This is a genomic window from Pseudomonas sp. ML2-2023-6, from assembly GCF_037055265.1.
Taxonomy (GTDB): domain Bacteria; phylum Pseudomonadota; class Gammaproteobacteria; order Pseudomonadales; family Pseudomonadaceae; genus Aquipseudomonas; species Aquipseudomonas kulmbachensis.
In genome coordinates this window covers 3,577,497-3,591,974 of sequence record NZ_CP146347.1, presented here as the reverse complement: position 1 = coordinate 3,591,974, position 14,478 = coordinate 3,577,497, and the positions used below count along the sequence as shown (strand labels likewise).

Genomic DNA, 14,478 nt, shown 5'->3' with positions numbered 1-14,478 from the left:
GGTATTCTCCAGCAATTCGAGGATGAAAAGATGGCATGTGGCTATCGGGCTCGATCTGAATATAGATTGCAGTGTGAGGTCCGCAAGATTTACTTTTTTCGATCTTAGCTTCGCTATCAAGATAAGTAGGAAACGCCATGACCACAGCTAGCTTGTTCCGAAAATTGATAGCGATCACCGTATTGGTTTACGCCTATTTCGCTTTTGAGGTGGCTCCAGATCCGAGTCAGTGGCATTGGTGGTCCTGGGGTCTCCTTGGCTTCTGGTATGTACTGCTAGTCAGTGTGTACTGGGAGAAAAGAGCAAAGGCCCGATCCTAAGAGCAGCTTTGAGGAAAACGGACCAGGAACCCCCAAGCCCCGACCCTTAAAACCGGGGCGGAGTCAGTAGAACGGTGCTGATTTGGCATGAGCCTTAACTACTTATAAGGAGTAAATATGGCTCGCAAGATTCTGGAAACGCGTGAAGTTGAAGGCGAGAAATAGGTGAAGGAGTTTCGCGATGTGGGTGTTGGGACATTGAGTCCGTTGCGCCTGGTACCAAGCAGGTGGGAAAGCTTACTTCCTGCACCTGATGGCTCGATACTCGGAAGACGAGGATTGATCAAGGAAAATCACAATGGATGGTCTTACCTTCATCGTTGAAATAGCTAAGGCCATAGCATTGCCTGCCGCAGCAGTGTTGCTAGGCGCGCTTTTTCGTAAGCAACTAGCGGATCTATCAAAAGCCCTCACTAAAGGAAAATTTGGCAGCTTGGAATTTGAGTTCGCTCGACGTGTAGCGGACGTGGCTGCATCTGTACCCGATTTACCATCATCTTCGGTGTCTCCTACCACTATCGGTCATGCGGCTGTGAACCCAAGTGGAGCGATATTAGAGGCATGGTTAGCTGTAGAGGAGCAGGCGATAACGTTAGCGCTGTCACGCAATCTGATGCAGCCAACGGCCCGCCGCTACCCACTCGGTGCAAACCAGAGGATCGCTAAATCAGGACTTCTCAGCTCGAATCATGTACTCGCCCTGAGCGAGCTTCAACAATTACGCAACCGTGCAACACATGACCCCGATTTCTCACCAGATCCTGATGCTGTGGTCAGCTATGTCCAGCTAACCAATGATCTAACCAATGAGTTGAGAAAGCTCACGCCACCTGGTTCTGATGTGTATGTATAATTTGATGGCCGTTCATAACCTAGTGCCGGTAGAAGTCCCTATACACCATCAAATCTGAATTTTACTTGAGGTACGGTATGGCGATCATCGGCAATCTTGAACCTAAACCAGAAACTGAAGTTACCGAAGCACTTCAACTGGCAAGTGATGACTATCGTCAATTCATCACTAATATCCTTGAGCCTGCAAAGGAAGATCTCGAAGCGAAGGTCAGGAAGAACGCGGTTGCTCTCCACCAAGCATTCGGAGTTAACCTGCTTTTGGCACACAGCGTTGACTACTTACAAGCCGTAAGATTTGCTGATGGAATAAAAGAATCTCGTAAGGATCTGGTAAAAACTTTTGACGAGAGATTTTCGGTGGCCGGTGCATATCTCGGAAACCGTAAAATGGAACTCATTGACGCGATCAACAACGCCTTGAAGCACATCCGGCTCGATGCCAAGCGATATCAGAGTGTAGAAGAACGGTATGGAGAAATTTCGTACCAAAGCCTTATGGAAGAAGAGGGCCGAGTTATGTGTCACCTGGAGAGCTATCGATTTGATTATTGCAGGGTGGTGCTTTTGCCAGCACTAAGAGCATTATCAGGCTGGCAGTTTGAATGTATTGAAGATGTTTTGAAATTTGCGAGGGGTGATTTCTTAACTATGGAAAGCTCTTACCACCCCGATAGCTACGACCCTGATGACCCTTCAACAGCAATTGATCAGATGATTGAATTGTGTAATCCTCCATGCAAAAACTGTGAGCAGTCAGCGGATCAATGTTTTTGCGAAAAGTATGTGTTTGCCGGTGTTAGCGGCCATTTTGAACCCGCTTTTAGTCCCGCCTCAGGTGAACTCGATGAGCTGTTAAGCCAGATATCTCCTTCATATCGAAGATCCTAGGGAAAATCGCGTTACCGCCCAAGCCCAGCCAAATGCTGGGCTGAAGCTGTAGAAGGATGTTGATTTTCGCGCCTGCAAAGTCAGGCAAAATCAGCAGCGCATTATTCTCGGCGATATCGAGTGGGTGGAACCCGTCTAATGAACAAAAATGAACGTATGTCATCTGAAGATTACATTAGGAGCAAATTGCTCGGATACGGCGTCAGCCTAGACCTAGCAACCCGAGCTCAGGATAAGGGATTAAACCTCCAGACAATTCGAAGCCTTAAAGTGCAGGATCTGGTCAGTAATTATGGATTTACTCATGAAGAGGTCAAGGAGATTAGAGTCTGCATAAAGCGCAGGGCCATACCACAAGAAACAATAGAGTTGCTTTTGAGGCGCTCTAACTACCTATGTTGTCTTTGCAAAGGCGACAAAGGTAGGTCTTATATAATCCACCATATAGTTCCATATGCTGAGACGCAAGATAACTCTTACGATAATCTAATTGTTTTGTGCCCAAATGACCATGATCTTGCGCATGGCGCTGGGCTAACAATGAAGATAACCGCTGTAAATCTAAGAAAAACCAAGCTTACTTGGGAAGTGGAAGTACAAGAGGCCAATGCGAGAAGAGCGGCGCAACTGATCGAGGTTAATGAGCATACGGTTGATTTTATTAATATTAGACGCATGGAACAATTAAGTTTACAGGTCTTGGGTGAGATTCCGGAAACGAGATACACTCGGTCATTGCAGGATGCTAAAATCCTAAATAATAGAAGATCATTCGACCAGAAGTATGTTAGGGATAATTACTCTGGAAGAAACTATCTCTTTGATTATATCACGCATTACGAGGCCGAACACTATAAGGAGATTCTTGAGAAAGTAGCGACTAGAGTTCAGTTTGTTGATCTGCAAGAAGAGTCCAAGGGCGGATTTAGTCGTTTGAAAAAGACTGAGGGGAAAATAGCGTTCTTTATTGGCGGCGTTACCTCTAAAAGTGTGCTAATGCCCATTGCTGAGTCAGCTAGCGCAGTTACAGCAACGTATCGTCGCAAAGACCTTTTGATCGAATGGTTAATTGATCCTAATTATCTGATGTCTTGTTCAGCAATCCTTAGGCTCGGACGGAAATACCGATTTATAATTTATTTCAGAGTTATGAGTGTTGAGTCTACGAATAACGGTGGTTCGTATGTTAGGGGTAGTCCGTTATTGATGGCACAGCCTTCCTGCTATGTTGATAAAACTCCTGCAATAAAGTACGCAATGTCCCCTGAAAGCGAAGACGATTGGTGGCCTGTGTAACGCAAAATACGGACCGATTACTTTCTGACCGCCGGTAAAGCCGAAGGCTGAAGGAAAACGCTCAGCTGAATCCTCAACCTGGCCTAATAAACCGGGGCCAAGTGAGTATAAGGGCTCCCATTTAGCGTCCTAGCATGGGAGAGAACAACGTGACGGACTACTTCAGTGATCGCGAGAGCGGGCCTGTTCCTCGTATAGATCAGGAGATATCGCCGGTTGCTTGGGCCGGTATTGTGGCTGTGGTTCAGGCATATATAGCCAATGGTGGTTTTGGCTTCCGCTTTCCGGTGAATTGTCCCGATGGAGCCGCCCCTTATGGTACTGATGAGAAAGCCCTAGGGGCCAATGTCAGGGCCTTGATGCCAGGCTTAGAATGGCCGCTTCAATATACTCAGACAGATCCTGATTTTAGCTTTGGGTCCCCAATTCTAATGGCACCAGCAACACTGCTAATTCTCGATTTCGTAGAGTATGTGCATGCTGTGGTAGCGAAGCCTTTTGTAGTCAAACGTCACGATTATCACAACCATAATCACCTGGGTTTTAATCAGAGTGAAGGCCAGTTTGAGTTCATGGCAGACGTTAACAGTGTATTTGCACGATGCGGAGTGGCCTACGAGTTGCAATCCAATGGGCGAGTCGTACGTCTATTGCCTCTGATTTTGCGTGAGACGCTAAGTAGAGCAGTCTTCCGAACAGGCGATAAGATTTTGGACAATGGTCTCGAAGAGTCTCGGGCGAAGTTTTCCTCACCAGATCCGATCATTCGTCGGGAAGCACTTGAGCGTTTATGGGATGCATTTGAACGGCTGAAATCGCTTGCTGATGCAGATAAAAAGAGATCGATCTCGATGATTTTGGACGCTACTGCTAGCGAACCCGCCTTCCGTACAATGCTTGATTTCGAAGCGAAACAACTGACCGATATAGGCAACAATTTCCTCATTCGCCATTACGAAAAGCGTCAAGTGCCGGTTATCCATACAGACCATGTTGATTACCTGTTTCACCGGCTGTTTGCGTTTATTCAACTCCTACTCAGACGGGGTTGGATCAACGGCATCGAACGATAGGAAAAATCGCTGTACACCACCGGTCCTGGATTGGGTTTTTAGCAGTACCAGGGCGCTCTGATCGCTCCTACGATGATTGACAGGAGAATCTCATGGTTGAAGTTTTGCTAGGACTCATTGCTGGTTTCTTGGGAATGATATCCATCCTTGCGTTTGGAATCCTCTTCAACGTATCCCAAATTAAAGACCGGAATTTCGTCGCTCATTCAGACCACTGCAGTTCTTCACGACATAAGTGCCGACCAAAGCCAAAGGTTCCAATCGACTACTGCTCACCTCGAGCAATTAGTTGAGGCGTCTGTAAATATTGATCGGAGCATTGCGGAAATCAAAGATGTCACTGACGTTATTTATCGGTAAAAATTACCAAATGCGGCTGAGAGAGCGTTTCTGGACCAGATGGAGTTAGATAACGAGGTTTCTAACGGCATTCTGAACTCTGATGGACGTCAGACATAACAGGGCGACTTAATTATAATTTCGCCATAGCGCAAATAGAACGGTAAAATCTGTATGGCCGTCACTTTGAATCGCCCCTGATTTCATAGATACGTTTTATTGTCTGACTTTTGCCAATTAGTCAGTTCTGAATGACGGAGCGGGTCGGAAGTCGCCTGATCCGACCGGCGGCTTTTGGCCGGTAGTTGCCCTTTGTGGCGGGAATAAAATCGCTAGCGTGACTGGCTTCGGTTGCATATTCCAACACTGAGAAATTGCGAGCGTACGGGAGTCGCCCCCAATCTGTCTCAGAGCTACAGCTAACGCATTTCATTTCGCAGATAATTGAGCACTTGTGACGGGGGTGGGTTGCGATTCAGTCAAACTGATGATTTTCCCGACTGTAGGACAGCCAAATATGTGGGCGGGACTGGCAGACATCCGTTTCCTAAATGCCATGCCGGTCATCCACGAAGTCCAACGACGGTAGTGTCGCGCTGATCGGTAACCGTCCGGCCAAGTCACCTACCGAACTCCAGCATTAAGGACGACGGTGTCCGCGTATTTTTAAGCGAGCGCGATCACCCTTATCGCTAGGATTTCCATGCGCCAACGTAGCTCTTATCCAAAACCGTTCAAAGCCCAGGTCGTCCACAAAGCGCAATGCGACAAGGTGTGATTGCGGGACGCTTACCGCCAATAAGCGGAAAGCCCCAAAATAGTGGTTGCGCGGCCATTTTCGGTTAATATTTTCTGAGTGTTCGGCGCACATTTTAAGAAAATCTTGGCGCGGTTAAGAAAATCTAGCCAACGACAGGGAAAAAATGGGAAATCTAGTGGGTTACGCCCATTTGATCAATGCGATGGAGCTACCCACTCGTGGGGCAGCAACTGTCCAATTTCAATGGCCATCTGTGCCGGCAACCGCGTAAGCACATCCTTGAGATAGCCATACGGGTCATGCCCGTTCATGCGTGCCGACTGAATCAGGCTCATGATTGCCGCAGCCCGTTTTCCGCTGCGCAACGACCCTGCGAAGAGCCAGTTTTTGCGTCCAAGCGCCCATGGGCTAATTTGGTTTTCGGACCAATTGTTGTCTATGGGTATGGCCCCGTTATTGAGGTGGCGCGACAGCGCTGCCCAGCGTTTCAGGCTGTAATCGAGTGCTTTGCTGATGAGTAGATGACTTGGCCGGACGGTTACCGCCATCCCGCGCCGCTGTGAGGTGTCTAGCCGTACGGATACATCTCTCTGACGTTCTAGGGTATCCGTCCGGCCAAGTCATCTACCAGACGTCGCGAGACCAAGACAAGGTATTCACTTAAGTGGCCACCAGCCAATCAGATGAGAAATCGCTGAGGGCAGTTAAGTTGTTGGAACAATCCGAAGCTGGTGAGGGTTCTTGCTTCGGCGTGCTCTTGCTGAGAACGAACCACACAGCTAAACAGATAAGCTCGCCGCCGTACAAATGCGCGACCGAAAGACGTTCACCAAGGAACATCACACCCCACAGCACGCCAAAGGGAGGGAAAAGTAAGGTCACGGACAGCGAACGCACTGGCCCAATATCCGCGATCAAGCGGAAGTACTGTAGTGCTCAATGAGGTCGCGAAATTTCTAGAAGCTAAGGTATCAATTCTCACGCCTTTTAAGAGCGTTCGACATGATCCAGGTATGTTGAGCGATTGTTCAATGGTCGAGATGCTTTAAAGGTGAGCTTAGATTTTTCAACCGGAAAGTCGTCCAATAGGTTCCAGCTTGCTATCATTTTTCGCCGCAATGTCGAGAAGCCTTCCCAGATTTTCAGACCGATTTTGGAGTTGCACTCGGGCTTCAGCTTCAGCTGTTGATTTTGTATACCACTTGCGGATTTTTACTTTTTGTCGGCCTTTCATCGCATTGTCATACCTCATGATACTCAGTTAATACAAAGTAGTTGCGACAAGCCTCGTATACTTGGCTACATCGGATAGATAGCTTGCTCAGTGTTTTTGATCAAGGCCCATAGGAGGATCTCTAGATCGATTTTTTGAAATGGCTAGGGTTAATCGCTCTCAAGAGCTTTAGAAAATGTGTCTGATGGCCAATGGTTTTCAGCTAGGCAATTCCTCACCTGCGTTGACTTAGCTAAATTTTGATCTGCAAAACCGCCTTCTGCTGTCAGCGATTTGATGCTTTAGGCGCATATATTAAATTACGCCTGTGCTGATCGTAGTTTGCAACAGTTGAATACTCTGTTCCTGCCGAGACTTGATATGCATGTCCTACGACCTGCCCTGCGCTATCAACTAGCTCATGAAGGCTTATCAGCGCCTCCATTTTCCAACTACCGGTACCATTGATATCACCGGGGGTGACAACTTGGACTTGGTTGACCCTAGCTGTTTTGCTTTCTCCTCCGATCAAATCCACCAAAAGCGGAACGCTGGCGGCGAGAACAACCCCTCTATGAATATCATTACCACTACAATCGATGGTCTCTATGTGAAACCATGGCCACATGGTTTCTAACTCCACAAGAGACCAGAACTGAAACCTGCTTGCTGCTCTAAACAAATTGGGCATCAATTCAGCTTCACGCATCGTTCTAAACATAATTTTTCCTGAGTGGCACCTACAGCTCGGCCCGTAAAAACGAGTCTGCAGGTCGACTTCCGGGGATCCTGTCGGTGCCAAAATGCATGAATATTCCAATATGAGCATTATAGTGCGTTTATCGGAATGGTCGCAATGTGGCTCTATCCTCATATTTGAGGATGATTGGGTGCTCAATCACGAGATCGCGGCAGCTATCAGGACTATACGAAGGATGAAAGGTCTCGCATATGAAGACCTCGCCGACGTTACTGTACGACGCACTATCAGTTCCCTAGAGCAAGCTCAAGTCAATATCTCTATCGGTAAGCTAGATGATCTTGCCAGCGCGCTGGACTTCGATTTCGTAGCCTTGGTTGCCCTATGTGTGGCCTTGCGAGAAGACGTCGAGCCTGAACAAATACTTCAGCGCGCTTCTTCGATGCTGGTTGCGTTCGCGACCCAAGAAGGAATGGAACAGCTGCGATCTCAGTTGAGCGGTGGAAAGATTCTTCCGAGAAAACCTGGTAAGCCAACTAACAGTGTCAATTTGGCATCTGTAATGAGACTTCGTGCGCGTGGCCTCAACCAAGCAGAGATCTCAAGAGAGCTAGGCCTATCCAGATCAACCGTTAATCGTTACTGGAAGCTTTCAGTCAATCAGCCTCAGTGAGGTTGGTGACTTTGACTTGGCGCCCTGTTCAGATTGCACCGATTGGGCGTCGAGGCGACGATTAAGCATAGTTGCAAACGTCGAGCGGTGAACGAGCCCTGAATCGCCCCTAGTTTCGTAGACGGATCCAAGTCTTAAATGGACTGCCCATCGGCACCGTTACAGGGTTAGTGGACGCTTAAGTGTCCGGCAGTCTTGCTACTCTAGGGCTACATGCTATGGACTTAACAAAGCAGGATCGACAGCAAATGTCTTATCACTATGGACATTTGAATAGAGAGCTGAGACACCGCGCAACATGGTGCGGAGCCATGTCCATAGCTTGAAACCTTTCCTTTACGTCGACGAATCCTTTGCCGACCTGACCGGTATCGCTGATGCCACCGCCATGGGCCGAGCGTTGCGCAGCCGAATCCTGCAATGTGCCGGGATTCCGGTCGGGGTCGGTATTGCGCATACCAAGACCCTGGCCAAGCTGGCCAATCACACTGCCAAACGGTTGCAAGCCCATACGGGCGGAGTGGTGAACCTCTGTGGCGACCATGAGCGAGATTGGGTGCTGCGAAATACCGCCGTGTCAGAGGTCTGGGGAGTAGGGCGGCGCATGACCGCTCACCTGGAGAGTATGGGCATCCGCACCGCAATGGATCTGGCCAAGGCGGACCCGTGGTCGCTGCGCAAAAAATTCAGCCTGGTTATCGAAAAGACTGCCCGTGAGCTGTCGGGTACCTCTTGCCTGGCGCTGGATGAACCCGACCCGCCCAAGCAGGAAATCTGCTGCAGTCGCATGTTCGGCAAGCGCCTGACCGAACTGGCTCCGATCAAGGAGGCCGTGGCCACTTACATGATGCGCGCCTCGGAAAAACTGAGGGCGCAAAAGTCGTACTGTAAAAAGATCCGGGTCAGCATTCGTACAGGCATGTTCAACCCGTACGAGGCGAAGTACGCCAAGGGTGTGGTGGTGACCTTGCCATACCCGACCGATGATGTGCGTCTGCTGACCAAGGCCGCGGTGGATGCGCTGGAGCATGTATTTCAACCCGGTTTCAGATACAGCAAGGCCGAGGTGCTATTGCTGGATCTGCGCCAACCGGGTGAGTTTTCCGATGATCTGTTTGCGGTCAATCAGCCGGCAGAAGCTTCAAGGGTGATGGCGGTGCTGGATGCAATCAATGACCGCTGGGGCCGAGGCACGCTGCGTGCGGCCAGCGTGCCGGGCAATCCGGACTGGGGGATGAAAAGGGAGTTGATGAGCCAGAGCTATACCACGCGGGTGGATCAGCTTTGGCGGGTTTCGTGTGAATAATGGTCAGTTCAGAGCTCGGCGAGAAATCTGTCGTAACTGGCGAAGGAACGAGGCTGCGTTCGGTGGCGCAGCCTCGTAAGGTCTGAGTGCTGATTCTAACTGACACACAACAGTGCCTGATTTCGCGACGGCTTCGCCCTGCGTATAGGCAATACGGATATACGCCCCCGCCCAAAGGCGCTCTTGAATGAGTGGTTTGCCGAATTCTTTGGCCTTCATTGCACCAAGGTTTCGTCTGCGTCGCCAGCCCAATAGTCCGCTAGGGCAGTGCGGCTTCGACCAGTTCGATCCAGTGCCGGACCGGGGTTCTGCCGGCACTGTCGAGATGGGACTGACAGCCGATATTGGCCGTGACAATGACGTCGGGGTGGCCGCTTTCCAGTGCATTGAGTTTATGGTCGCGCAGCTGTCGGGACAGTTCTGGTTGGGTCAGTGAGTAAGTACCCGCCGAGCCGCAGCATAGATGGCTGTCGGGCACGGCAGTGAGGTTGAATCCCAGGCGGGACAGGATGTCTTCAACCGCGCCCCCGAGTTTTTGCGCGTGCTGCAAGGTGCAGGGGCAGTGGAATGCCAGGCGTTGCTCGCCGTGTAACCCAAGCTGCTCCAGTGGCTCATCGCGCAGCACTTCAGCCAGATCCCTGGCCAGAGCACTGACCCTGGCGGCCTTGCTGGCATAAGCCGGGTCGCTGCTGAGCAGGTGCCCATAGTCTTTGATAAAAGCACCACAGCCGCTGGCGGTTTGCACGATGGCCTCGGCTCCCTGCTCAATCCCCGGCCACCAGGCATCGATATTGCGCCGGGCGCGATCAAGGCCAGCCGCCTGGGCGTCCAGATGATAGTCCACGGCACCGCAGCAACCGGCTTCGCGGGCAGGGGTTACGCTGATCCCCAGTCGATCCAGCACTCTGGCGGCGGCCACGTTGGTGTTGGGCGACAGGCTCGGCTGTACGCAGCCTTCGAGCATCAGCACTTGCCGAGCATGGCGGGTGGTCGGTCTCGGTTTCACTGCGGGCACGTTGCGCGGCAACTTGTCTTGCAAGGGGGTGGGTAGCCATGCACGCAAAAGCTGAGCGCTGCCGACCAGCCGTTTGAACAGCGCCGTTCTGGGCACGACGCTGCGTAAACCTTCGCGCAGCAGGCGCTGTGCGAGTGGCCTTGGTACTTGGGCATCGACCACCGCCCGGCCGATATCCAGCAAGTTGTGGTAATCGACGCCGGAAGGGCAGGTGGTTTCACAATTGCGACACGACAGGCAGCGGTCGAGATGCTGTTGGGTTTTTTGCGTCACCTGGTTGCCTTCGAGCACCTGCTTGATCAGGTAAATACGCCCCCTCGGCCCATCCAGTTCATCACCGAGCAGCTGGTAGGTCGGGCAGGTGGCGTTACAGAAACCACAGTGCACGCAACTGCGCAGGATACTTTCGGCCTCTCGGGCGCGGGGCAATTGGCGCGCTTGTTCACTCAAGGTGGTCTGCATGGCTCAAAGCTCCGCGTACAGGCGCCCAGGGTTGAAGATGCCCCGTGGATCGAGTTGTTGCTTGAGGGTGCGGTGGTAGCGCATCAGGGCATCGGGTAGCGGCTGGAACGGACTGTCGACCAGGCCGTGGCTGTAGCAGGTCGCATGCCCGCCGACCTCAGCAACGACATTGCGAACAAAGGCCGCGTCGGCATCCGATTTGAGCCAGCGCTGGGCACCGCCCCAATCGATCAGTTGTCGGCCCGGCAAGGCCAGGCCGGGTGTGTTGTTGGGCAAGGACAGGCGCCAAAGGGGCTGGTCTTCATCGAAAAAAACCAATTGGTGTTCGTTGAGATCGGTCCAGAACGAAGAATCCAGCAGCTCGCCTCCCAGGCGTTCATGGGCCGCGGCCACCGAGCCTGCGCCGCCCTCGAGTCGCAGGTGCAGGCGCTGACCATCATGACAGGCAGCGCTGATCGGCAGTGGTTGCTGGCCCCACTCGGCAAGACGCAGCAGGGCGCGATCGGCGTCTATTTCCAGGCTGATGCTCAGGCATTGGCGTGGCTTGGGCAGGACCTTGAGGGATACTTCGGTCACCACCCCAAGCGAGCCGTAACTGCCTGCCATCAAGCGCGACAGATCGTAACCGGCGACGTTTTTCATGACCTCGCCGCCAAATCGCAAATGCTTGCCGTGCCCGGTAATGACCCGAGTCCCGAGGACGTAGTCCCTGACCGAGCCTGACCAGGGACGGCGTGGCCCCGACAGCCCGCAGGCAATCATGCCACCCACCGTAGCATCCCCGAAGGCTGGCGGCTCGCAGGGCAGCATTTGCTGCGCGGCATCGAGCACGTGCGCCAACTCGGACAGAGGGGTGCCACAGCGGGCCGTGATTACCAGTTCGGTCGGGTCATAGCTGACGATGCCGCGATGGGAGCGGGTGTCGAGTATTTCCCCTGCCACGGTGCGGCCCAGGAACAGCTTGCTGTTGGAACCCTGGATGCGCAGCGGGGTGGCGTACGCCAGTGCCTGGCCGACCTGCTCCAGCAGCACGGCGCTGTCATCGGTATCGTGTGCGGTGCGCATCAGAAACGCTCCAACTCGGGAAAAGGCAACTGGCCCATGTGAACGTGCATGGCGCCAAACTCGGCGCAACGATGCAGGGTCGGAATATTCTTGCCGGGGTTAAGCAGGCCACTTGGGTCGAAGGCAGCCTTGACGGCATGGAACAGGGTCAGTTCATCGCTGTTGAACTGCGCGCACATCTGGTTAATTTTTTCGCGGCCCACACCGTGTTCACCGGTAATGCTGCCACCGACCTTGACGCACAATTCGAGGATCTTGCCGCCCAGGGCTTCGGCGCGATCGAGTTCGCCCGGCTGGTTGGCATCGAACAGAATCAGCGGGTGCATATTGCCGTCACCGGCGTGGAACACGTTGGCTACACGCAGCTCGTACTCGGCCGACAACGCGGCAATGGCCTGCAGAACCCCCGGCAATTCGCGGCGCGGTATGGTGCCGTCCATGCAGTAGTAGTCCGGCGAGAGGCGGCCCACGGCAGGGAAGGCATTTTTGCGCCCGGCCCAGAATCGCACCCGTTCAGCCTCGTCCCTGGCCTGACGCACCTCGGTGGCTCCGGCCTGTTCAAGCACCTGGCGCACAAGGTTGCAGTCGTCGTGGACATCGGCCTCAACGCCATCGAGTTCGCACAGTAAAATGGCCTCGGCGTCGACAGGGTAGCCTGCATGGATAAAGTCTTCGGCGGCACGAATGGCCAGGTTGTCCATCATTTCCAGGCCGCCGGGGATGATACCTGCGGCGATGATGTCACCCACGGCCCGGCCTGCTTTCTCGACACTATCGAACGCTGCCAGCAGCACCTTGGCGGTCTGCGGTTTGGGCAGCAGTTTGACCGTCACTTCGGTGATCACCCCGAGCATGCCTTCGGAGCCGGTAAACAGCGCCAATAGATCGAAACCGGGCGAGTCCAGGGCTTCGGACCCCAGCGTCAGGTGTTCGCCATCGACGGTTAAAATTTCGACCTTGAGCAGGTTATGTACGGTTAAGCCATATTTCAGGCAATGCACGCCACCGGCGTTTTCTGCGACGTTGCCGCCGATAGAACAGGCGATTTGCGAGGAAGGGTCGGGCGCGTAGTAAAGGCCAAACGGCGCCGCCGCCTGAGAAATCGCCAGGTTGCGCACCCCCGGTTGAACCCGTGCAGTGCGGGCGGCGGGATCGATGTGGAGGATATTGTTAAAGCGGGCCATTACCAGCAACACGCCTTTTTCCAGTGGTAATGCGCCACCGGACAAACCAGTACCGGCCCCGCGCGCAACGACCGGCACACGCAATTCATGGCAGATGCGCAGCACCCCTTGCACCTCGTTGAGATAGCGTGGCAACACCACCAGCAAGGGGATAGTGCGATACGCAGACAGCCCGTCGCACTCGTAAGGCTTGAGTTCTTCACGCTGATGCAGGACTTCAAGATCCGGCAAGCGTGCTTGCAAGGTTTGCAGCAGTACGGCTTTATCGACGTCAGGCAAAATGCCGTCGACGCGTTCATCGTAGAGAATGTTCATGGCGGCTCACGACACTCGATTATTTTTGTTAGAGGTCTGTATCCGACAACGTTGGTGCGCGCCACGTTATTGCTTAAAGGCTGGGCGTGATGTCGCCCCCAAACCATAGCACTCGTCAGTGAAGTGTGGCGGTCCGACCAATTTCGCCAATCCTGATCCGGTCCAGCGCCCGATTTAAAGCATCCAGGGCATCGATAAGGGCTTTTGCTTCGGCCTCTCGACCTTCTCCCCAAAGGCGTTCGGCCATCTTGTTGAGGGCCTGGATGGATTTTTCGATGTCTGCAGCAGTTGCTGTCGGGCTCACTACGGCTTGCTTCTTGGGCATTGTCAGAACTTCTTCGGCGCCAGATCACCCGGCTTGAAATACAGGGTTTATGGATCTCTTCAACAAAAGTGATTGAGATCCAGTGGGGCGGACTGTAGCAGACGGGGATGGTTACTTATGCCTGCGCCCCGTGGATACCCCTCAAACACCTTTGTAGTGATACACCTGCGCACTCCAGTACCGGCTGCTACTGCGTTTTTCGCGAGACCATCCATCGGCCTCCAGTTGTTTGGCGATCAATCGATTCATCACCCCGTGACCGAGTAGCAGAACCGTTCCTTCGTCAGCTATGGATTGCAGTCGCTGAGCCGCCGTGCAGGCACGGGTCCGCGTAGTGGTGGCAGATTCGACGCCCGGTGAGTAACCGCATAACCATAAAATGCGCAGGATAAATGCCCAGGTAAACGGCGATAGCCGTGGCCGTTTCCAGCGACCGTACGGCAACTGCGCTTCACAAAAGATTGCGTCGACGAAGGTGGGCTCTAAACCGAGCGCCCGGACGGAGGTCAGCGCGCGGGGGGCGCTGCTCGAGACGATTACCGTGGCGGTTGCCGCGAGTTGCAGGCTGGCCTCCGGAACGGGTTGGTGGGTAATGTGCGACTGGTTGTAGTGTTCGATCCAGTCTTTCATGTCGAGTGCTGACAATTTGCCGACTTCGCCTAGCTGAGGCTGGCCATGTCGCATCAGGA

Annotated in this window: 13 protein-coding genes and 1 pseudogene; 6 read left to right on the top strand and 8 right to left on the bottom strand. The window is 53.0% G+C overall.

The window, feature by feature from the left end; genetic code table 11:
• The first annotated feature begins 618 nt into the window (after positions 1–618).
• From V6L79_RS16455 to V6L79_RS16440, 4 genes are all read left to right on the top strand, one after another.
• Positions 619–1,173 carry a hypothetical protein gene (locus tag V6L79_RS16455; protein ID WP_338579181.1) on the top strand — a complete coding sequence of 185 codons (555 nt, stop codon included), beginning with the start codon at positions 619–621 and terminating at the stop codon, positions 1,171–1,173.
• A 77-nt stretch (positions 1,174–1,250) separates the two neighbouring features.
• Positions 1,251–2,063, top strand: a complete 813-nt coding sequence (locus V6L79_RS16450; protein ID WP_338579180.1) for a hypothetical protein — start codon at positions 1,251–1,253, stop codon at positions 2,061–2,063.
• 138 nt (positions 2,064–2,201) lie between these two features.
• The gene (locus tag V6L79_RS16445; RefSeq protein WP_338579179.1) at positions 2,202–3,359 is read left to right on the top strand and encodes an HNH endonuclease signature motif containing protein; all 1,158 of its coding nucleotides are present in this window, start codon (positions 2,202–2,204) and stop codon (positions 3,357–3,359) included.
• A gap of 149 nt (positions 3,360–3,508) precedes the next feature.
• Complete coding sequence (locus V6L79_RS16440; RefSeq protein ID WP_338579178.1) at positions 3,509–4,432, top strand: AbiJ-NTD4 domain-containing protein; 924 nt, start codon at positions 3,509–3,511, stop codon at positions 4,430–4,432.
• A 1,293-nt stretch (positions 4,433–5,725) separates the two neighbouring features.
• On the opposite strand, the pseudogene V6L79_RS16435 reads toward V6L79_RS16440, so the two are convergent.
• The 3 genes and pseudogenes from V6L79_RS16435 to V6L79_RS16425 form a co-directional block, all read right to left on the bottom strand.
• Positions 5,726–6,061 (bottom strand): annotated as a pseudogene (locus V6L79_RS16435) (transposase); the annotation flags it as partial.
• Between the two features lie 130 nt (positions 6,062–6,191).
• Entirely contained in the window at positions 6,192–6,428 is a 237-nt protein-coding gene (locus V6L79_RS16430; RefSeq protein WP_338579176.1) for a hypothetical protein, read from the bottom strand.
• 602 nt (positions 6,429–7,030) lie between these two features.
• Positions 7,031–7,465, bottom strand: coding sequence for a hypothetical protein (locus V6L79_RS16425; protein ID WP_338579175.1), 435 nt, complete (start codon positions 7,463–7,465; stop codon positions 7,031–7,033).
• Positions 7,466–7,547: 82 nt separating this feature from the next.
• On the opposite strand from V6L79_RS16425, the gene V6L79_RS16420 reads away from it, so the two are divergent.
• Both V6L79_RS16420 and V6L79_RS16415 read left to right on the top strand, forming a co-directional pair.
• Positions 7,548–8,117 carry a helix-turn-helix domain-containing protein gene (locus V6L79_RS16420; protein ID WP_338579174.1) on the top strand — a complete coding sequence of 190 codons (570 nt, stop codon included), beginning with the start codon at positions 7,548–7,550 and terminating at the stop codon, positions 8,115–8,117.
• Between the two features lie 322 nt (positions 8,118–8,439).
• The gene (locus V6L79_RS16415) at positions 8,440–9,423 is read left to right on the top strand and encodes a DUF4113 domain-containing protein (protein WP_405046599.1); all 984 of its coding nucleotides are present in this window, start codon (positions 8,440–8,442) and stop codon (positions 9,421–9,423) included.
• A gap of 259 nt (positions 9,424–9,682) precedes the next feature.
• On the opposite strand, the gene glcF is transcribed toward V6L79_RS16415, so the two are convergent.
• From glcF to V6L79_RS16390, 5 genes are all read right to left on the bottom strand, one after another.
• Complete coding sequence (gene glcF / locus V6L79_RS16410; protein WP_338579173.1) at positions 9,683–10,900, bottom strand: glycolate oxidase subunit GlcF; 1,218 nt, start codon at positions 10,898–10,900, stop codon at positions 9,683–9,685.
• A 3-nt stretch (positions 10,901–10,903) separates the two neighbouring features.
• A complete protein-coding gene (gene glcE / locus V6L79_RS16405) occupies positions 10,904–11,965 on the bottom strand; it encodes a glycolate oxidase subunit GlcE (RefSeq protein ID WP_338579172.1) in 1,062 nt (353 codons plus the stop codon).
• Positions 11,965–13,464 (bottom strand): glycolate oxidase subunit GlcD, encoded by a 1,500-nt coding sequence (glcD, locus tag V6L79_RS16400; RefSeq protein WP_338579171.1) that lies wholly within the window; start codon positions 13,462–13,464, stop codon positions 11,965–11,967. Before glcD ends, glcE begins: the two co-directional genes overlap by 1 nt.
• A gap of 115 nt (positions 13,465–13,579) precedes the next feature.
• Complete coding sequence (locus V6L79_RS16395) at positions 13,580–13,789, bottom strand: hypothetical protein (protein ID WP_261738378.1); 210 nt, start codon at positions 13,787–13,789, stop codon at positions 13,580–13,582.
• A 141-nt stretch (positions 13,790–13,930) separates the two neighbouring features.
• Positions 13,931–14,473: a histidine phosphatase family protein gene (locus V6L79_RS16390; RefSeq protein WP_338579169.1), complete on the bottom strand. Its 543-nt coding sequence runs from the start codon at positions 14,471–14,473 to the stop codon at positions 13,931–13,933.
• Positions 14,474–14,478: the final 5 nt, after the last annotated feature.

Coding starts and splice junctions, on each gene's coding strand:
- glcE (WP_338579172.1), bottom strand. CDS start 11,965: ATGCGCACCGCACACGATACCGATGACAGCGCCGTGCTGCTGGAGCAG.
- V6L79_RS16420 (WP_338579174.1), top strand. CDS start 7,548: ATGCATGAATATTCCAATATGAGCATTATAGTGCGTTTATCGGAATGG.
- V6L79_RS16445 (WP_338579179.1), top strand. CDS start 2,202: ATGAACAAAAATGAACGTATGTCATCTGAAGATTACATTAGGAGCAAA.
- glcD (WP_338579171.1), bottom strand. CDS start 13,464: ATGAACATTCTCTACGATGAACGCGTCGACGGCATTTTGCCTGACGTC.
- V6L79_RS16390 (WP_338579169.1), bottom strand. CDS start 14,473: ATGCGACATGGCCAGCCTCAGCTAGGCGAAGTCGGCAAATTGTCAGCA.
- V6L79_RS16450 (WP_338579180.1), top strand. CDS start 1,251: ATGGCGATCATCGGCAATCTTGAACCTAAACCAGAAACTGAAGTTACC.
- V6L79_RS16425 (WP_338579175.1), bottom strand. CDS start 7,465: ATGTTTAGAACGATGCGTGAAGCTGAATTGATGCCCAATTTGTTTAGA.
- V6L79_RS16395 (WP_261738378.1), bottom strand. CDS start 13,789: ATGCCCAAGAAGCAAGCCGTAGTGAGCCCGACAGCAACTGCTGCAGAC.
- V6L79_RS16455 (WP_338579181.1), top strand. CDS start 619: ATGGATGGTCTTACCTTCATCGTTGAAATAGCTAAGGCCATAGCATTG.
- glcF (WP_338579173.1), bottom strand. CDS start 10,900: ATGCAGACCACCTTGAGTGAACAAGCGCGCCAATTGCCCCGCGCCCGA.